A 17,669-nucleotide genomic window follows, 5' to 3' on the forward strand; every position below is an offset into this window, starting at 1 on the left:
AACAAAACCTATAAATTTTCTGGAGTCTTTCTAATTAAGTGTGTAAATTTTTCATAGGGCTTAAATTCTACCTTCAAATTTTATCAAAAAGTGAGCCATAGCTGCGTTCCAGTTTGGAATCGGCATAGCCCATTTCTTGGTCATATAATCAATTGCCAAATATAAGGTCTTAAAAACGGCATTATCATTTGGAAAAACCCGTTTATTCTTGGTAACCTTACGTAATTGGCTATTGACAGATTCTACACTATTTGTTGTGTATATTACTTTCCTTATCGCCTCAGGGTATCCTAGAAAAACCATTAAATTTTCCCAATGAACATACCAAGATTTAGCAATTTGTGGATACTGTTTACTCCATTTAGCTTCAAAAGATTCTAAAGCAAGATGTGCTTCTTCCTCTGTGCTAGCAGTATAAATAGGCTTTAAATCAGCCGCTAATTCTTTTCGGTCTTTATATGATACATATTTTAAACTATTTCTAATCTGATGTACAATACATAATTGATGTTCGGTTTTCGGAAAAACTGCCTCTATCGCCTCAGACATACCGGTTAAATTATCACTGCAAGCAATAAGCATGTCTTGCATACCTCTGTTCTTCATCTCAGTAAAATTACCAAGCCAAAATTTTGCTCCTTCATTTTCACTGATCCACAATCCTAAAATATCCTTCCTGCCAGATAAATCAATACCTAATGCTACATATACAGACTTATTGATAATTCGTTTATCTTGACGTACTTTTACTACTAAACAGTCAAAAAATACTATAGCATATACTCGATCCAATGGTCGGCTTTGCCATATCTTGACATCCTCAATTACATCATCAGTAATTTGACTTATCAAACTTTCGCTAACGTCAGCTCCATACAATTCTTGCATTTGAATCTTAATATCAGATAAGCTCATTCCTTTAGCGTATAACGATATTATTTTATCATCAAATCCTTCAATACGTCTTTGACGCTTTGGAATTAATGCAGGTTCAAATGTACTACTTCTATCCCTTGGAACCTCAATCTCTATAACTCCATTATTTGTTACTAGATTCTTTACATTCTTACCATTACGAACATTATCACTATCAGTATGACAATATTTATCATATCCTAAGTGATTATTCATCTCTGACTGCAATGCCTTCTCTACAAGCCGTTTGGTTAATTGCTTTAATAAACCATCCTCTTTAAGTAATGTTAATATATCTGTATCATTATTTATTAATAAATCTATCGCTTGATTCATTGCTTCATTTTGTTTTTGGTGCATATAATTTCTCCTTTTGTTATATTATATTTTATATAACCTTTGAGAAATTCCCACACTTATTTGGACAGAGCCATTTTCTGCCCAAATTTCATTGGGGGTTTTATAACCAAAAATCTTTCTTGGCATGTTATTTAAAATCTCAGCAACATTGTCAAGACCTCTTTGTGTAACGGTAGTAATATCTGTATTTTTAGGTAAAATTCTATGAATCATAGAATTCATTTTTTCCACTAATGCTTTTTGTCTAGGGCGGTATGGATCACAAAAGAAAGTTTGAAACCCAGATAGTCTATAGGCAACATGCCCCACAAACTCTTTGCCATTATCCATAGTAATAGTCTTTCTCACACTATTTGGAAGAGTTTTTATCTTTCTTAAAAAACCATTGGTAACTGTTGTAGCTCTCTTGGAGTTATTCAGCACTAAAATAATCTTTTGACTCTTTATTATCCACCAGTGCACCAATATTCATACATGTTTTATTCATATTAGCTTTAAAAAATTCTTTAAAAGATTCTGAATCTTTTATCTTATGACTATGTCCTTTCTGATAACCAGTTGCTGCTTCTAAAGTACCTTGCTTATCTTTTAATTTTTTCCATTTATATATAGTATCACGACTTACTAAATAATTTACTTACCTTACTTATTCGTATCCCTGCTTCTACAGCTTTTATAACTCTTAGTCTTAGTTCTATTGCATATGCTCGTGCCATATCTCTTTACATGCTTGTTAATATTTGCTTACTATAACATGATACTCTCGCTCTGTCAGTACCTTAATGACTTATGCTATAATACTTATCCTCTTGTGCTTTTAATTGCTCTTTTAATTTAGCATGCTCTTGATTTTGTTGTTTTATTAATTCTTTAGCTTGTGCCTCTATCTTAAAAAATTCTACTTTTGTAGGATGATCCAAAAGTGGTTTTACAAGATTTTCTATTTCTCTTATATATTCCCTACAAATAATAGAATTAGCGGCGTCCCAAATATTATCCGCAGCTTCTTTTATTTGATCCTGATCTATAGTTATTTTCTTAATTTTATCATTTAACAAAACTTACGCTATGTTTGATATAATGCCCATGAATTAAGGGATATTATGAAGTGCTTCACTATAAAACATTGCTGTGTAATAAGAGTTTTTAGCATATTTGCTATAACATAGCGTAAGTTTTGTTAATTTATCTTTGAGTTTTTGAAAACTTATATCACATAACAAATTACATATATTTTTATCCTTAGCTAAACTTAATGCCGTATTACCACTATTATTAACTTGATTGATAACTTCATATGTCATTTTAGAAGCAAGCCTTTCACAAACTGTATATAACCCCTTATTAGCAACCGACATTAAAGTTGTGTAGCCATTATCACTAGCTTTATTGAGTTCTTTTGAATTTATTTCATTAATAAATCTAAGTGCTTTTTCTTCGTTTCGTTCTTTTATTGCGTTTATAAAATTTTCATAGGTCCATACCATAATTCTACCATTGTTTGAACAAGTGCTTTAACCATAACTATCTCTTTATTAAAAATTGATAATAAATTAAGGTTATAATAAAAAACTACTGGATCTAGTTCCCAAGCCACGGGATGACAGAGGAAAAATTGATCCACGCAGGCAATGCCTCTTCGCAATGACGGAAACAGAAATATATTTTAATATTAAATTACCTCACCAAATTCCCTGTACTCCGGCAGTACACCGCCTAATACTTCAGAATTATGTACTTCTTGCTGGGCATCAATTATTTCATTAAGACGATTTTGTAAATCGATTAATTTTGCTTTAGTATTGTTATTACAATTTATAATATCTTGTATACTTGCATATATCGTTGGTAGGTCAGTTGTATTTTCTTCTAGCTGGTTTATTTTTTGAGAAATACTAATTTCAATTATATAGCATAAGTCATTAAGGTACTGACAGAGCGAGAGTATCATGTTATAATAAGCAAATATTAACAAGCATGTAAAGAGATATGGCACGAGCATATGCAATAGAACTAAGACTAAGAGTTATAAAAGCTGTAGAAGCAGGGATACGAATAAGTAAGGTAAGTAAATTATTTAATGTAAGTCGTGATACTATATATAAATGGAAAAAATTAAAAGATAAGCAAGGTACTTTAGAAGCAGTAACTGGTTATCAGAAAGGACATAGTCATAAGATAAAAGATTCAGAATCTTTTAAAGAATTTTTTAAAGCTAATATGAATAAAACATCAAAGGAGTTAGCAAAGCAATGGGGTAATATTGCATCTGTAACTATTTTAAGACAAATCAGAAAACTTGGCTATAGCTATAAAAAAACTCATTTTCATCCGAAAAGAGATATTAAATTAAGAAATGAATTTATAGCAAAGATACAAACCATCACAAAAGACAAATTAGTATATCTTGATGAATCTGGAATAGAGGATAATGCTTGCAAAGAGTATGGATGGAGCATTATAGTGTCATTGTCAATTAAAAAGGGACCAGTAAATTGCACGAAAAAGGAACCACTATATTTAAAAATTTTTATGCCATATTACCTCCAGATTTATAGTTATTAATACGATAACTTTTACCTTTTATGTTTAGTATATGAGCATGATGTACCACTCGATCAATAATTGCATGAGTTAATACTTCATCAGCAAATATTTCATTCCATTTTTCAAAATCCTTGTTTGTGGTAATAATGGTAGATTTATTTTCATATCGTTTAGCAATAATATTAAAAAAGTCTTCTACTGAATGTTTTGGCAATTGCTTAAACCCGAGCTCATCAAGAATTAATAAATCAAACGATAGGAGTAATTTAACCTTTTTGTGATAACTATTATCTGCTCTTGCAATATGTAAATTATAAAGCATATCCGATACCGTAGTAAAATATACAGAGTATTCTCGTGTTAAAGCTTTTAATGCTAGCCCAATGGCAAGATGAGTTTTCCCAGTTCCTGAATCACCTATGAATATTACATTTCCCTTAGTATTAATATAATCACAAGTTGATAAATCACTTATTACTTTGGCATCAACACTTGGTTGGAAATTAAAATCAAAGTCTTCTAAATTTTTAGTTACCGGCAATTTAGCAGCACTTTTACGGCGACGGTAATTATTATCCTTACGGTTAGATTTTTCATCTTCACATAATAGTGATAGAAATTCTTTAAATCCTAGTTTATTATTTTGAGCATAAATAATCCTTTCATTTAAACTATTGACTATACCTGATAATCTAAAGCTTCGTAGGTCATTAAATAAGTTCTGCATTATTACCTCCAAACTCTGGTAATGGTAAGTTTACTGCATTACTATTTAAAATATTCTTAATTTTAGAGTAAGAACTTATACCATAATGTAGTGCTCTATGACAGGCTTTATCTATTAAGTCATCATTGTAAACCTTACGTAAAGAAATGATACCTCGTGCACAACGTTGCCAATCATTCACTCTTGTTTGTTGTAATGATTCTAATAATAAACTGCAATTATTCCCTATCTGCTGCATTTGTTGTTGATAATGTTCACTATATTCTATAAAACCTGGGCATAGACGTTTGTATTTAGCATAATGAGACGGATTAGTGGTAAATATCCCCTTGCCCTCTGTTCTAACGTGTCTTGCTATTAAATCATTTTGTATAGAAAATATTTGAACAAGTTTTGGGGACAATTGTACCATTACCTCACTGTATATATATTTTGCTGGTACAGAGTAATAATTATTATCTATGGTAATATGACAATCTTTTGCTACTTTTCGATTATGCCAAGATGACAAATCAAAAGTTTCTAATGGTAAAGGAATCAAACTACTTCTTTCCTCTTGCTCAAACAGTTCTCTAGGTATTCTCTTAGTAGTACCATGTATTCGGCTATTGGCCTTATTTAACCAATTTGCAAGACCATTTGTTAATTCTTCATATCTATCAAATTTACGACCAGCAAAAAAATTATTTTTAACGTATTTTATTCCCGACTCAACTTTGCCTTTTTCTTGCGGTTGATACACTCGACAAGGAGAAAGTAAAATTCCATAATGATCGGCTAAGCACTTATATTCCTTCTGATATACTGGCTCATAAAAATTGGCATCTACTACTCCAGCTTTAAGATTATCAAGTTTTATTACTTTTGGACTACCAGCAAAATAATTAAATGCATTGATATGACATTGAATCCATGTTTGACAACTTTGATCAAACACTACTTCATAATAATCAAGGCGACTATAGCTTAAACGCATATTAAATACATATGCTTTAACTCTACGCCCTTTAGAATTATACTGTAAGCCTATGTCACCAAAATCTACTTGTGCTTCCTCTCCTGCTAAAGTATGAAAACGAATGCAACTGTTATCCTTAATTTTATATTTTTTGATATAACGGGTCAAAGAAGTATAACTGCTTGTATAACCTTGATTTTTTAACTCCTCAAAAATTCTTATGTAACTCAGATTTTTTTCTAATAACTCAATTATTTTTTCGTGCCAAAAATCCAAAACTGAAGATCGCTCATAGATTGCTGGGGATTCTGTACCAGCCTCTACATAGCGGTTTATTATTTTTCGTACTGTTTTGCGGTCTGTTCTTGTTAGTTTGGCAATATTCCTTTGACTATTGCCTTGTTTATAAAGGGTGATAATTGTTGTATACATATTTATTCTTATCATTGTATCACTAGATATTTACTTGCTTAATTATTGTCATTGTCAATTAAAAAGGGACCAGTAAATTGCACGAAAAAGGAACCACTATATTTAAAAATTTTTATGCCATATTACCTCCAGATTTATAGTTATTAATACGATAACTTTTACCTTTTATGTTTAGTATATGAGCATGATGTACCACTCGATCAATAATTGCATGAGTTAATACTTCATCAGCAAATATTTCATTCCATTTTTCAAAATCCTTGTTTGTGGTAATAATGGTAGATTTATTTTCATATCGTTTAGCAATAATATTAAAAAAGTCTTCTACTGAATGTTTTGGCAATTGCTTAAACCCGAGCTCATCAAGAATTAATAAATCAAACGATAGGAGTAATTTAACCTTTTTGTGATAACTATTATCTGCTCTTGCAATATGTAAATTATAAAGCATATCCGATACCGTAGTAAAATATACAGAGTATTCTCGTGTTAAAGCTTTTAATGCTAGCCCAATGGCAAGATGAGTTTTCCCAGTTCCTGAATCACCTATGAATATTACATTTCCCTTAGTATTAATATAATCACAAGTTGATAAATCACTTATTACTTTGGCATCAACACTTGGTTGGAAATTAAAATCAAAGTCTTCTAAATTTTTAGTTACCGGCAATTTAGCAGCACTTTTACGGCGACGGTAATTATTATCCTTACGGTTAGATTTTTCATCTTCACATAATAGTGATAGAAATTCTTTAAATCCTAGTTTATTATTTTGAGCATAAATAATCCTTTCATTTAAACTATTGACTATACCTGATAATCTAAAGCTTCGTAGGTCATTAAATAAGTTCTGCATTATTACCTCCAAACTCTGGTAATGGTAAGTTTACTGCATTACTATTTAAAATATTCTTAATTTTAGAGTAAGAACTTATACCATAATGTAGTGCTCTATGACAGGCTTTATCTATTAAGTCATCATTGTAAACCTTACGTAAAGAAATGATACCTCGTGCACAACGTTGCCAATCATTCACTCTTGTTTGTTGTAATGATTCTAATAATAAACTGCAATTATTCCCTATCTGCTGCATTTGTTGTTGATAATGTTCACTATATTCTATAAAACCTGGGCATAGACGTTTGTATTTAGCATAATGAGACGGATTAGTGGTAAATATCCCCTTGCCCTCTGTTCTAACGTGTCTTGCTATTAAATCATTTTGTATAGAAAATATTTGAACAAGTTTTGGGGACAATTGTACCATTACCTCACTGTATATATATTTTGCTGGTACAGAGTAATAATTATTATCTATGGTAATATGACAATCTTTTGCTACTTTTCGATTATGCCAAGATGACAAATCAAAAGTTTCTAATGGTAAAGGAATCAAACTACTTCTTTCCTCTTGCTCAAACAGTTCTCTAGGTATTCTCTTAGTAGTACCATGTATTCGGCTATTGGCCTTATTTAACCAATTTGCAAGACCATTTGTTAATTCTTCATATCTATCAAATTTACGACCAGCAAAAAAATTATTTTTAACGTATTTTATTCCCGACTCAACTTTGCCTTTTTCTTGCGGTTGATACACTCGACAAGGAGAAAGTAAAATTCCATAATGATCGGCTAAGCACTTATATTCCTTCTGATATACTGGCTCATAAAAATTGGCATCTACTACTCCAGCTTTAAGATTATCAAGTTTTATTACTTTTGGACTACCAGCAAAATAATTAAATGCATTGATATGACATTGAATCCATGTTTGACAACTTTGATCAAACACTACTTCATAATAATCAAGGCGACTATAGCTTAAACGCATATTAAATACATATGCTTTAACTCTACGCCCTTTAGAATTATACTGTAAGCCTATGTCACCAAAATCTACTTGTGCTTCCTCTCCTGCTAAAGTATGAAAACGAATGCAACTGTTATCCTTAATTTTATATTTTTTGATATAACGGGTCAAAGAAGTATAACTGCTTGTATAACCTTGATTTTTTAACTCCTCAAAAATTCTTATGTAACTCAGATTTTTTTCTAATAACTCAATTATTTTTTTGTGCCAAAAATCCAAAACTGAAGATCGTTCATAGATTGCTGGGGATTCTGTACCAGCCTCTACATAGCGGTTTATTATTTTTCGTACTGTTTTGCGGTCTGTTCTTGTTAGTTTGGCAATATTCCTTTGACTATTGCCTTGTTTATAAAGGGTGATAATTGTTGTATACATATTTATTCTTATCATTGTATCACTAGATATTTACTTGCTTAATTATCTAGTGAATATTGCACATTAACCTTATTAGGTCACACCAACTTCTCTGGTCCCTTTTTCGTGCAATTTACTGGTCCCTTTTATTTTAGCAATGACAATTATCTAGTGAATATTGCACATTAACCTTATTAGGTCACACCAACTTCTCTGGTCCCTTTTTCGTGCAATTTACTGGTCCCTTTTATTTTAGCAATGACAATTATAGGACAAAGGTGTTATGGAGAAAAGGTGTATCAACATAAATTTAGAATAAGTATGATAGCTGGTCTTTGTAATGGTAATCTTATTGCTCCTGTAATATTTGAAGGTAATTGTAATACAGAGGTCTTTAAAACTTATATTAGGGATGTATTAATTACAGAATTATAACCTGGGCAAACCGTTATTATGGATAACATTAATTTTCATAAAAATTCTAAAGTTAAAGAGTTCATTGAATCCGTTGGTTGTACCATATTGTATTTACCAACTTACTCTCCTGATTTAAATCCTATAGAGCATTACTGGTTTAAGATAAAAAATGAAATTAGGAAAGTTGTAGGAGATTTTGAAACATTTTATGATGCTGTTTTTAATACTATTAAATTGTCAGTATCTTAATGATTTATGCTATATTCTACACACAAAATTATGCAACATGTTGACTCTCTGGGGAAATATTATTATGCCCCTATTAAAGCCAATAGAAACGTTAGTAAAACACACGATTCTAAACCTTATAAAGCTGTAAAAGAGTTGACATTTTCAGATGAAGAGATCAGGCATGGAGTAGAGATTCATATAAAAGGCTTTGCTAAAAATAAGCATGTTAATTTGTTTAAATTTACTGTTTCTACCAACAGAGTTGAGTATGTTGTTACCAATAACAAAACTCACAAATCTTCTAAAGCTGCACAAGATGAGTGTGGCTTTCGATGGGTAATTGAGAGCATGCACAGAGAAATTAAGCAACTTACTGGGATAGAACGTTGTCAATGCAGGAAACAGCGTATTCAACGTAATCATATTAGTTGGGCATTTTTAGTTTGGGCATTTCTCAAAAGGACTGCAAATACAATCGGTAAAACGGTTTACCAAATAAAGTTAGGGCTTTTAGATGACTATATGCAACAACAGCTGCGTTCTCCATCTTTACGATATTTAGAACCAAACATAGCGTAAGTTTTGAAGAGTTGGTAGACGAAGTTTTATTTGGAAAATTGGCTATGTCGTCTTTGTAACAATAGTACCGGACATTTTAAAAAAAATGTTATATTTTATTCAGGTATAAATGACATTAACCACTATCTCAAATTCGACCAGATGCGGTTTTTGGCAATATAGAAGAATATAGTAAACGCTACTAAAAACATCATAACTTTAAGGCCCATAGATTTACGATGTTCCATTTCCGGTTCAGCTGCCCATTGTAAGAATACTGCAACATCGTGGCTCATTTGCTCAACACTTGCGTTAGTGCCGTCCATATAAGTTACTTGCCCATCCGTTAGAGGAGGGGGCATTGCTATCTGCCCCCCTGGAAAATATGGATTATAGTGAGCACCATTCATTAGCTTGAACCCTGCAGGTGGCTCGGCATAACCGGTAAGTAGTGAATATACATAATTCGCTCCTTCATGACGAGCTTTTATTATTAAAGATAAATCAGGCGGATGAGCACCATTATTAGCGGCTCTTGCTGCCTGCTCATTTGGATAAGGCGATACAAAACGATCAGATGGAAGAGCAGGGCGATCAAACATCTCACCATCATCATTCGGACCATCCTTTACTGTATAATTTTTAGCAATTTCTTTGATCTCTTCTTCAGAAAAGCCAATATCCTTAAGATTACGATAATATAGATTGCTTAAGCTGTGGCAAACGCTACATACTTCTTTATAGACCTGAAAACCTCTTTGTGCGGCTTCACGATCAACACTACCACGTAAGCCCTCAAAATGCCATTTCATCTTTTTGGGGTGTAACGCTTCCTCATTGGCTAAGCTTAAAGCAGAGGTTAATATTATGATGATAGAAGTGAGTAGTTTAGTTTTCATAGTGTTTTAAAATTTATATGTAAAGTCATATCCGTTCCTGCGGTGTCATCCCGTGGCTTGTCCTAGGTTGTTGTACGGCTTCTATGTCATTCCCGCGTAGGCGGGAATCCAGCATAAAGCGAGATAAATCGAGCTTTTATATTTGTATTTTTAACTAGATCTAGTTCCCACAAGCCACGGGATGAAATCAGAGCCACACAACAATACCGAAACAATTTTAGAATGCTTTATAAGATTGCCTCCGCCCTCTGCTATGCCTTTCCTCGCAATGACGTTTTCCAATTTCCTGAGATTGCCACGCTCCTTACAATCGCTCGCAATGACAATTATCTGACTTCTTTCATAACTTTACAACTCTCCTCCGGTAGTGGCAATGGTTTTTCGTACTTACCAATCAATGGCAAGGCTACTAGAAAATGGAAGAAGTAATAACAAACAGCAAAACGGCTAATGGTAATATATGGCTCTTCTGCCGGTTGCCTGCCTAAATAACCAAGTAATAAGCAATCTGCCATAAATATCCAAAAAGCAATACGATATATTGGTCTATAGTTGGCACTTCTTACCTTTGAAGTATCTAGCCAAGGTAATAAGAATAACACAAATATACTGCCAAACATTAGTAGTACGCCACCGAGTTTAGACGGCACAGCACGCAATATTGCATAAAACGGCAAGAAATACCATTCAGGTACAATATGAGCAGGTGTAACTAGCGGGTTTGCAGGAATGTAATTGTCCGGATGCCCTAAATAATTCGGCTTATAAAAAATAAAATAGGCAAATATTATGAAATAAACCCCGAAACCAACAAAATCCTTAACAGTATAATAAGGGTGAAATGGAATCGTATCTTTAGGACTTTTGATATCAATACCTTTCGGATTATTCGAACCATGTTGATGCAGAGCGACTAAATGCAGCATTACAAGAGCAACGATAATAAACGGCAATAAATAATGTAGCGAAAAGAATCTGTTTAACGTTGGGTTATCCACCGAAAAACCACCCCACAACCATGTAACAATCGATTTACCGATTAATGGAATAGCTGAGAATAGATTAGTAATAACTGTTGCACCCCAATAGCTCATTTGTCCCCAAGGTAGCACATAGCCCATAAAAGCAGTAGCCATCATGGTTAGGAAAATGATTATACCGATATGCCACAGTAGTTCCCTTGGGGCTTTGTACGAGCCATAATATAGCCCCCTTGCTATGTGTAAATATACGGCTGCGAAAAACATTGAGGCACCAACAGCATGAGTATAACGCAGTAACCAGCCATAATTAACATTACGCATGATTTTTTCAACGCTATCAAAAGCATGATCAACATGCGGCGTATAATGCATTGCAAGTATAATACCGGTAATTATCTGAATTACTAACGCAATGCCGGCAATAGAGCCTAAATTCCACAAATAACTAAGATTTTTTGGAGTTTGATAATAGCTAAAATGCTTTAGAAAAGAGAAGACTGGCAAACGATAGTCTATCCAATCTATAATAGCATTAGTCTTTTCAGCTTTTGGGGTAATGTTGTCGCTCATAAATAATTACCCGATTCTAATTTTTTTGTCGCTAATAAAAGTGTAGGGCGGTACTACTAAATTTAAAGGTGCAGGACCTCTTCTTACTCTACCTGATGAATCATATTGTGAACCATGGCACGGGCAGAACCAGCCGTCATAATCACCTTGATTTGCAAGGGGTACGCAACCTAAATGTGTACAGATACCAATTGTTACTAACCAATTATCATGCCCAGCTTTTACACGAGCTTGATCTTCTTCGGGATCAATAAGCTCTGACATTTTTACAGCCCTTGCTTCAGCAATCTTATCTGGAGTGCGGTTAGTAATGAATACCGGCTTTCCTTGCCATTTAACTGTAACTGTTTGACCTACGGCAATATTTGATAAATCAACTTCGATTGATGATAAGGCAAGAACATCAGCTGAAGGGTTTAAAGAATCAATAAGAGGCCAAAGCGTACATGCAGCTCCAACTGCTGCAACGCTACTAGCTGTTAAGACCATGAAATCACGACGTGAGGTTTTAGAGTGATCTTCAAAATCTACTTTGTTATCATTGTTAGTATCTTCAGTATCTGACATATTTAGTTTGTATTCGTATTATTACCATTATCATAAGGATTACTCGGTTCAGGAACTGTAGTACCTGGTTTATCAGGAAGAAGTTCTATTACATCATGCTCTAATTTAGTCTCTTCTGTCTCTTCTTCTCTAACTTCATATCTTCCTGGATCACCTAAGCAATTCCAAAAGTTGACTAAGTGATCCCAGTCAGGACCAAGTTTTACAGTACAATTTTGAGCAATAGCTTTACTAGTGTCTAATATCTCAACTGTTGTTCTGCCAAAATAGTCTATAAAGCCGATTTTCTCAAGTCCTTTTACTACATAAAATAATACAATTAATGATGCAACGGCTATCATTATATACCATTTAGTAATAAGACTCCATAAAAACCCCCCCATAGGATTAGCTGCAATTAACCTTCGTAAAGCTTGCCACATATTATTTTCTCAAAAAAATTTATTATCTTATCTTATACTATTCTGCTAGTAAAAATAAAGAAAATAATCATGTTATGCTGTAAATATTTCTGATTAAATATGAACTTAAAACAAATGAAATAGGTAAAATTACTAAATTAATACCTATCATAATGAAAATTAATTGTAAATTATTATCTTGTAGCACTAACCCCGTCATTATAATACTGGGAATTAGCAAAGGCATAATAAATATGCCGATAAAATTAGCATTAATCTTAAAATAGCTTTGCATACTACCCGATAACACTACTAAACTGCTTGATAAAATTATTACAAGCCAGACGCTGAAAAAGAAAAATATTATTTCTAGCAAGGTTTGGCTGAAAAAAACATAGATAATAGGTAGTGTTAAAATTATCCCTATCGTACTACTTATAAATATCGCAAAAAATTTAGCTAGTACTATTTTAGTTGGATTAACAATAGATAACATTAATTCTAAGCTTCCATCTTCTAAATCAGACTTAAATATAATAGAAGAAAAACAAATCAACGAAATTAACAAACAAATTACCGAAAAGATTAAGCCGAATTTCTTAATATCTTCATGGTTGTTGATTAAAGTAGTGCTAATAATACAAAATAGAAAAAATATCATCAGATATTTAATCATATTATTAATACGATTCTGCAGAATAAATTCACGTTTGATTAATAAAAACAAGCTATTCACAATTGTTAAATGAGTTGTAAATTGAGTACATAATAGCAGAAACTGTTAAGCCTATGCCTATCTCTACAGCAAATATTCCTATATGTTGAGCAGTTAGACTATCGTTAACAAAGTTTGCTAGAGAATAATAGTTTAAATAATTATCATTAAAAAATAGCGATATCATACCGGTAAATCCGCATATCATAACACCTAAAGCAGCAATAATTATTAGCGTATTTACTGAAAAATATCGATTTAATTTTTGGTTACCATATACTAGATCATAAGCAATAAGAGAGGAGGCAAATATAACACCCGCTTGAAATCCGCCTCCAGGTGAGGATTCACCATTAAGCTGAATATACAAGCTATATAGGATTATATAAGGTACTATAAAAATAGAGATGTTTTTTGTTATTTTTGTCATCCTATGACCTGACCAGGGGATATTGTATTGCATACTGTGTTCTACATCATTTTTTCTTGAAAATACTAGCAACACAGAAATTCCGGCAATTAAAATTACGCTAGTTTCGCCTAAGGTATCATACCCACGATAGCTAGCTAAAATGGCTGCTACAAAAGATGGTATTCCAATATCCTTACTAGTATTTTCTAAGTAATATTTAGTTAGATGTGTGTGGAGCAGGGCATGTTCATCACCATAATCTGGCAGTTCAAGCCCCATGTAAGTAAGAGTTACCACAAACAACAAACATATTAAGCTTGCCGAAATAATTCTAGTTTTTTGGATTATTTTTAAATTAGAGGGTAATTTTCGTAATAAATTTAGATATACGCAGGTTGATAGACACGCTCCAAGGGCTGCTTCAGTCATTGCAACATCCGGTGCATCCATTAGTAAATAAGATACACCAATTAATAAGCTAAATGCTGAGCTATATATTATTGCTTCCAATAAATCTTTAGCAGTAATGATTTTAATTGAGATTATAACCAGTAAAAAAACAATAAAATTAAGTAAGTAATTACTGAGATCAAAATTTAAAAGCATAAATATTTTCTTATTTTTTCTTAGCTTCTTGTTTTTGTAAGAATGACCTTGAAAGTAGTGATCCTTTACCAAGAGCGTGAGTTGCTACCGGATTTAATAAGAAAATTAATATAGCAGCTAGAAGCAGCTTAAAGCAATTAAAAAGGTTTCCTGCAAGGCATGCAAAGCCTATTAAGCAAATCGGTACCCCAAAGCTTTCAATAACACTTGCGGTGTGCAATTTTGTATAAAAATCAGGGAAACGAAAAAAACCGATAATACCTGAAAATATAACAAACAGCCCAATAATTACCAATAATATTCCGATGTAAGATAATATCATATTTTTATTTTAAGTAGGAGAAAGCAACATTGTTATGTGGATTGAAAAGCATATTATGTCATTCCTATGTAGGCATTGCCTACATAGGAATGACGGCTCCTGACCTATGCGGGGCAAACCCTAAATGTGGATGACATTATCCATGAAAATCGGTATATATGTCAAGTACTTCACCTACCTTTATTAGAACGTGTTCTGGAGCTTGATTATAACGTCCCTCATCTATTAGCCATTGATTATACGCAAGGACAGTATCTTTCCATGCTTCGCCTTTTCCTCCACACTCATTTTTAGATATACTCCACAATGTGTCGCCCTGTTTGACTGTATATAATTTATGACCTTTAGCAAGTATATGATCTTTTTGTCCTGGTTTTGGCATAGTATTTTACCTCCAAATTATGTATTATTATAATACAGTAAAATCATTATAAATTAGTGTCAAGCTGTAATGTCTATTGTTTTTGTAATATAACTATTGCATCGGATACAGGACGTTGAACATTTTCGCCTAATGCTTCGTCTTCGTCACCTGTTATCTTATTAACAACTTTTCCGTTAATAAATAAAGTCGAAGAGCCGCCACCATCCAAATTGATTGCAGATTCACAACTAAGGCTTATCATATAATCTGCGAGTTCTGTTTCAGTTAAACCTATTGTTTGATTATCAACAAACTGTTTTTCTAAAATTTTAAGAGTCTCAGCAAGGGTTAGTTTTTCAATATTGATACCTTTTTCTTTTTTGAGAATTGATCTAACCTGTGCCAACTTCAAATCTTTTATATGTTGTTTATAAACATGTTCGGCAACAACTATAACTATAACTCCGTCCGTTCGTATTCCAATCGATATAGCCACTAACTTTTCTATTTTCTGCCGGCATACCATAAAGATTTATAAGATTAACATTTGCTTTAAGGTTCTTAGGATTTGTCCATAATTCATCTTTTAAGTTATTGAAGTTTATATTTATTTTCATACGATCAGGCTGAAAATCTTCAACTCTTAAACTTATGCTATTAAGATAACTATTATCCCCCTTATCACTTACTAAATATAGACTTACATTATAGGTACCACTTAAAGACTCATCATATGTATTAAATAAATATTCGGTAAATCCGTCTGGATTTAATGTTATCTTACCTTTATCTATTATTTGCCCACGAGGATTAGTTATAGCATAAATCATTAAGATACTGACAATTTAATAGTATTAAAAACAGCATCATAAAATGTTTCAAAATCTCCTACAACTTTCCTAATTTCATTTTTTATCTTAAACCAGTAATGCTCTATAGGATTTAAATCAGGAGAGTAAGTTGGTAAATACAATATGGTACAACCAACGGATTCAATGAACTCTTTAACTTTAGAATTTTTATGAAAATTAATGTTATCCATAATAACGGTTTGCCCAGGTTGTAATTCTGTAATTAATACATCCCTAATATAAGTTTTAAAGACCTCTGTATTACAATTACCTTCAAATATTACAGGAGTAATAAGATTACCATTACAAAGACCAGCTATCATACTTATTCTAAATTTATGTTGATACACCTTTTCTCCATAACACCTTTGTCCTATAATGCTCCATCCATACTCTTTGCAAGCATTATCCTCTATTCCAGATTCATCAAGATATACTAATTTGTCTTTTGTGATGGTTTGTATCTTTGCTATAAATTCATTTCTTAATTTAATATCTCTTTTCGGATGAAAATGAGTTTTTTTATAGCTATAGCCAAGTTTTCTGATTTGTCTTAAAATAGTTACAGATGCAATATTACCCCATTGCTTTGCTAACTCCTTTGATGTTTTATTCATATTAGCTTTAAAAAATTCTTTAAAAGATTCTGAATCTTTTATCTTATGACTATGTCCTTTCTGATAACCAGTTGCTGCTTCTAAAGTACCTTGCTTATCTTTTAATTTTTTCCATTTATATATAGTATCACGACTTACATTAAATAATTTACTTACCTTACTTATTCGTATCCCTGCTTCTACAGCTTTTATAACTCTTAGTCTTAGTTCTATTGCATATGCTCGTGCCATATCTCTTTACATGCTTGTTAATATTTGCTTACTATAACATGATACTCTCGCTCTGTCAGTACCTTAATGACTTATGCTATATATTATGGACTATTGATGATCAAACCATCTTTGCAGGTATTATTAGCTTTTATTTTGGTCAACGTACTTTCAACAAACTATATAAATATAAGACTTGAATTTTAATAAAATGAATTTATATATTTAGAATAATAAATATATGAGAGGATTAGTATTATGAAAATTAAAGCTTACATCCCAGCTATAGCAGCTGCTATTTTATTTAGCAATATAGCAGAAGCTCAGCAGAATAATGACAAAGCTGTATCTTTGCGTCAGCCTATGGACATTCTAAATCATCAAATTTCTTACTTTGATAATTATTGGAATAATATATTAAAAGATGGTCTATCTTTTTATGAATCTAGCGGAATAAAAAGCAAGTTTATTACTAAAGATAAGCAGTATATTATTATTATGGAAGTACCTGGATTTGATAAAAATCAAATTAAAATCTAAAGTCAATAACAATAAATTATTTATTAAAGGGAACATAGAAGAGAAAAATAAAGATGATGAGTCAAATAATTATATGAATAAGAATTTTAATTATGTAATATCTTTATACGAGGATGTAGACCAAAAAAATATTTCCTCAAATTTAAAAAACGGTATACTTACTATTACCCTACCACGTCTTGAGATTAAAGAACAAAACGCAAGGGATATAGCAATTAAATAAAAGTAATCCCCGCCGCAAG

Annotated in this window: 22 protein-coding genes and 3 pseudogenes; 4 read left to right on the forward strand and 21 right to left on the reverse strand. The window is 32.1% G+C overall.

Translation table 11 applies throughout. From position 1 onward, the window contains the following. Window positions 1–60 precede the first annotated feature (60 nt). The 6 genes from AAGD55_RS09155 to AAGD55_RS09180 form a co-directional block, all read right to left on the reverse strand. Complete coding sequence (locus AAGD55_RS09155) at window positions 61–1,275, reverse strand: IS256 family transposase (RefSeq protein WP_341791240.1); 1,215 nt, start codon at window positions 1,273–1,275, stop codon at window positions 61–63. A 21-nt stretch (window positions 1,276–1,296) separates the two neighbouring features. Continuing rightward, window positions 1,297–1,737, reverse strand: a complete 441-nt coding sequence (locus tag AAGD55_RS09160; protein WP_341791241.1) for an IS30 family transposase — start codon at window positions 1,735–1,737, stop codon at window positions 1,297–1,299. A 152-nt stretch (window positions 1,738–1,889) separates the two neighbouring features. Then, window positions 1,890–1,991, reverse strand: a complete 102-nt coding sequence (locus AAGD55_RS09165) for an IS630 transposase-related protein (protein WP_341791242.1) — start codon at window positions 1,989–1,991, stop codon at window positions 1,890–1,892. A gap of 63 nt (window positions 1,992–2,054) precedes the next feature. Further along, the gene (locus tag AAGD55_RS09170) at window positions 2,055–2,333 is read right to left on the reverse strand and encodes a hypothetical protein (protein ID WP_341791243.1); all 279 of its coding nucleotides are present in this window, start codon (window positions 2,331–2,333) and stop codon (window positions 2,055–2,057) included. A 33-nt stretch (window positions 2,334–2,366) separates the two neighbouring features. Then, window positions 2,367–2,762, reverse strand: coding sequence for a hypothetical protein (locus tag AAGD55_RS09175; RefSeq protein WP_341791244.1), 396 nt, complete (start codon window positions 2,760–2,762; stop codon window positions 2,367–2,369). A 185-nt stretch (window positions 2,763–2,947) separates the two neighbouring features. Then, window positions 2,948–3,226 carry a hypothetical protein gene (locus AAGD55_RS09180; protein WP_341791245.1) on the reverse strand — a complete coding sequence of 93 codons (279 nt, stop codon included), beginning with the start codon at window positions 3,224–3,226 and terminating at the stop codon, window positions 2,948–2,950. Window positions 3,227–3,264: 38 nt separating this feature from the next. Between AAGD55_RS09180 and AAGD55_RS09185 the strand changes: the two genes are divergently transcribed. Next, window positions 3,265–3,840 carry an IS630 transposase-related protein gene (locus AAGD55_RS09185; protein ID WP_341791246.1) on the forward strand — a complete coding sequence of 192 codons (576 nt, stop codon included), beginning with the start codon at window positions 3,265–3,267 and terminating at the stop codon, window positions 3,838–3,840. Here AAGD55_RS09185 and istB (AAGD55_RS09190) read toward each other — a convergent pair. The 4 genes from istB (AAGD55_RS09190) to istA (AAGD55_RS09205) all read right to left on the reverse strand — a co-directional run bounded on the left by istB (AAGD55_RS09190) (window position 3,806) and on the right by istA (AAGD55_RS09205) (window position 8,185). Continuing rightward, window positions 3,806–4,549: an IS21-like element helper ATPase IstB gene (gene istB, locus AAGD55_RS09190; protein WP_341790851.1), complete on the reverse strand. Its 744-nt coding sequence runs from the start codon at window positions 4,547–4,549 to the stop codon at window positions 3,806–3,808. The genes AAGD55_RS09185 and istB (AAGD55_RS09190) overlap by 35 nt on opposite strands. Then, window positions 4,533–5,939: an IS21 family transposase gene (gene istA / locus AAGD55_RS09195; RefSeq protein ID WP_341790850.1), complete on the reverse strand. Its 1,407-nt coding sequence runs from the start codon at window positions 5,937–5,939 to the stop codon at window positions 4,533–4,535. Before istA (AAGD55_RS09195) ends, istB (AAGD55_RS09190) begins: the two co-directional genes overlap by 17 nt. 112 nt (window positions 5,940–6,051) lie before the next feature. Further along, window positions 6,052–6,795, reverse strand: coding sequence for an IS21-like element helper ATPase IstB (gene istB / locus AAGD55_RS09200; protein WP_341790851.1), 744 nt, complete (start codon window positions 6,793–6,795; stop codon window positions 6,052–6,054). Continuing rightward, a complete protein-coding gene (gene istA / locus AAGD55_RS09205; protein WP_341791247.1) occupies window positions 6,779–8,185 on the reverse strand; it encodes an IS21 family transposase in 1,407 nt (468 codons plus the stop codon). The genes istB (AAGD55_RS09200) and istA (AAGD55_RS09205) overlap by 17 nt, the downstream gene beginning before the upstream one ends. Before the next feature lie 240 nt (window positions 8,186–8,425). On the opposite strand from istA (AAGD55_RS09205), the pseudogene AAGD55_RS09210 reads away from it, so the two are divergent. Continuing rightward, window positions 8,426–8,830, forward strand: a pseudogene (locus AAGD55_RS09210) (IS630 family transposase); the annotation flags it as partial. Between the two features lie 6 nt (window positions 8,831–8,836). Next, complete coding sequence (locus AAGD55_RS09215) at window positions 8,837–9,391, forward strand: transposase (protein WP_341791248.1); 555 nt, start codon at window positions 8,837–8,839, stop codon at window positions 9,389–9,391. A 122-nt stretch (window positions 9,392–9,513) separates the two neighbouring features. Here the strand turns inward: AAGD55_RS09215 and AAGD55_RS09220 are convergent, their stop codons facing one another. The 11 genes and pseudogenes from AAGD55_RS09220 to AAGD55_RS09270 all read right to left on the reverse strand — a co-directional run bounded on the left by AAGD55_RS09220 (window position 9,514) and on the right by AAGD55_RS09270 (window position 16,908). Then, window positions 9,514–10,269, reverse strand: a complete 756-nt coding sequence (locus AAGD55_RS09220) for a cytochrome c1 (RefSeq protein WP_341791249.1) — start codon at window positions 10,267–10,269, stop codon at window positions 9,514–9,516. Window positions 10,270–10,595: 326 nt separating this feature from the next. Continuing rightward, a complete protein-coding gene (locus AAGD55_RS09225; protein WP_341791250.1) occupies window positions 10,596–11,822 on the reverse strand; it encodes a cytochrome b/b6 in 1,227 nt (408 codons plus the stop codon). A 6-nt stretch (window positions 11,823–11,828) separates the two neighbouring features. Further along, complete coding sequence (petA, locus tag AAGD55_RS09230) at window positions 11,829–12,389, reverse strand: ubiquinol-cytochrome c reductase iron-sulfur subunit (protein WP_341791251.1); 561 nt, start codon at window positions 12,387–12,389, stop codon at window positions 11,829–11,831. A gap of 2 nt (window positions 12,390–12,391) precedes the next feature. Next, window positions 12,392–12,811 (reverse strand): DUF2670 domain-containing protein, encoded by a 420-nt coding sequence (locus AAGD55_RS09235; RefSeq protein WP_341791252.1) that lies wholly within the window; start codon window positions 12,809–12,811, stop codon window positions 12,392–12,394. A 67-nt stretch (window positions 12,812–12,878) separates the two neighbouring features. Then, window positions 12,879–13,526 (reverse strand): heme exporter protein CcmB, encoded by a 648-nt coding sequence (locus AAGD55_RS09240; RefSeq protein ID WP_341791253.1) that lies wholly within the window; start codon window positions 13,524–13,526, stop codon window positions 12,879–12,881. Next, complete coding sequence (locus AAGD55_RS09245) at window positions 13,519–14,523, reverse strand: DUF4040 domain-containing protein (RefSeq protein ID WP_341791254.1); 1,005 nt, start codon at window positions 14,521–14,523, stop codon at window positions 13,519–13,521. The genes AAGD55_RS09240 and AAGD55_RS09245 overlap by 8 nt, the downstream gene beginning before the upstream one ends. A gap of 10 nt (window positions 14,524–14,533) precedes the next feature. Then, window positions 14,534–14,845 carry a Na+/H+ antiporter subunit G gene (locus tag AAGD55_RS09250; RefSeq protein WP_341791255.1) on the reverse strand — a complete coding sequence of 104 codons (312 nt, stop codon included), beginning with the start codon at window positions 14,843–14,845 and terminating at the stop codon, window positions 14,534–14,536. Between the two features lie 136 nt (window positions 14,846–14,981). Further along, window positions 14,982–15,227 (reverse strand): LysM peptidoglycan-binding domain-containing protein, encoded by a 246-nt coding sequence (locus AAGD55_RS09255; RefSeq protein ID WP_341791256.1) that lies wholly within the window; start codon window positions 15,225–15,227, stop codon window positions 14,982–14,984. A gap of 73 nt (window positions 15,228–15,300) precedes the next feature. Then, window positions 15,301–15,615: a phosphodiester glycosidase family protein gene (locus tag AAGD55_RS09260; RefSeq protein ID WP_341791257.1), complete on the reverse strand. Its 315-nt coding sequence runs from the start codon at window positions 15,613–15,615 to the stop codon at window positions 15,301–15,303. A 76-nt stretch (window positions 15,616–15,691) separates the two neighbouring features. Continuing rightward, window positions 15,692–16,027, reverse strand: a pseudogene (locus tag AAGD55_RS09265) (hypothetical protein); the annotation flags it as partial. Between the two features lie 11 nt (window positions 16,028–16,038). After that, window positions 16,039–16,908, reverse strand: coding sequence for an IS630 family transposase (locus AAGD55_RS09270; RefSeq protein WP_341791258.1), 870 nt, complete (start codon window positions 16,906–16,908; stop codon window positions 16,039–16,041). 237 nt (window positions 16,909–17,145) lie between these two features. On the opposite strand from AAGD55_RS09270, the pseudogene AAGD55_RS09275 reads away from it, so the two are divergent. After that, window positions 17,146–17,650: pseudogene (locus AAGD55_RS09275) on the forward strand (Hsp20/alpha crystallin family protein). The last annotated feature ends 19 nt before the right edge of the window (window positions 17,651–17,669 follow it).

The organism is Rickettsia endosymbiont of Gonocerus acuteangulatus, assembly GCF_964026435.1.
GTDB lineage: Bacteria > Pseudomonadota > Alphaproteobacteria > Rickettsiales > Rickettsiaceae > Rickettsia.

Coding starts and splice junctions, on each gene's coding strand:
- AAGD55_RS09155 (WP_341791240.1), bottom strand. CDS start 1,275: ATGCACCAAAAACAAAATGAAGCAATGAATCAAGCGATAGATTTATTA.
- AAGD55_RS09165 (WP_341791242.1), bottom strand. CDS start 1,991: ATGGCACGAGCATATGCAATAGAACTAAGACTAAGAGTTATAAAAGCT.
- AAGD55_RS09175 (WP_341791244.1), bottom strand. CDS start 2,762: ATGGTATGGACCTATGAAAATTTTATAAACGCAATAAAAGAACGAAAC.
- AAGD55_RS09180 (WP_341791245.1), bottom strand. CDS start 3,226: ATGATACTCTCGCTCTGTCAGTACCTTAATGACTTATGCTATATAATT.
- AAGD55_RS09185 (WP_341791246.1), top strand. CDS start 3,265: ATGGCACGAGCATATGCAATAGAACTAAGACTAAGAGTTATAAAAGCT.
- istB (WP_341790851.1), bottom strand. CDS start 4,549: ATGCAGAACTTATTTAATGACCTACGAAGCTTTAGATTATCAGGTATA.
- istA (WP_341790850.1), bottom strand. CDS start 5,939: ATGTATACAACAATTATCACCCTTTATAAACAAGGCAATAGTCAAAGG.
- istB (WP_341790851.1), bottom strand. CDS start 6,795: ATGCAGAACTTATTTAATGACCTACGAAGCTTTAGATTATCAGGTATA.
- istA (WP_341791247.1), bottom strand. CDS start 8,185: ATGTATACAACAATTATCACCCTTTATAAACAAGGCAATAGTCAAAGG.
- AAGD55_RS09215 (WP_341791248.1), top strand. CDS start 8,837: ATGCTATATTCTACACACAAAATTATGCAACATGTTGACTCTCTGGGG.
- AAGD55_RS09220 (WP_341791249.1), bottom strand. CDS start 10,269: ATGAAAACTAAACTACTCACTTCTATCATCATAATATTAACCTCTGCT.
- AAGD55_RS09225 (WP_341791250.1), bottom strand. CDS start 11,822: ATGAGCGACAACATTACCCCAAAAGCTGAAAAGACTAATGCTATTATA.
- petA (WP_341791251.1), bottom strand. CDS start 12,389: ATGTCAGATACTGAAGATACTAACAATGATAACAAAGTAGATTTTGAA.
- AAGD55_RS09235 (WP_341791252.1), bottom strand. CDS start 12,811: ATGTGGCAAGCTTTACGAAGGTTAATTGCAGCTAATCCTATGGGGGGG.
- AAGD55_RS09245 (WP_341791254.1), bottom strand. CDS start 14,523: ATGCTTTTAAATTTTGATCTCAGTAATTACTTACTTAATTTTATTGTT.
- AAGD55_RS09250 (WP_341791255.1), bottom strand. CDS start 14,845: ATGATATTATCTTACATCGGAATATTATTGGTAATTATTGGGCTGTTT.
- AAGD55_RS09255 (WP_341791256.1), bottom strand. CDS start 15,227: ATGCCAAAACCAGGACAAAAAGATCATATACTTGCTAAAGGTCATAAA.
- AAGD55_RS09270 (WP_341791258.1), bottom strand. CDS start 16,908: ATGGCACGAGCATATGCAATAGAACTAAGACTAAGAGTTATAAAAGCT.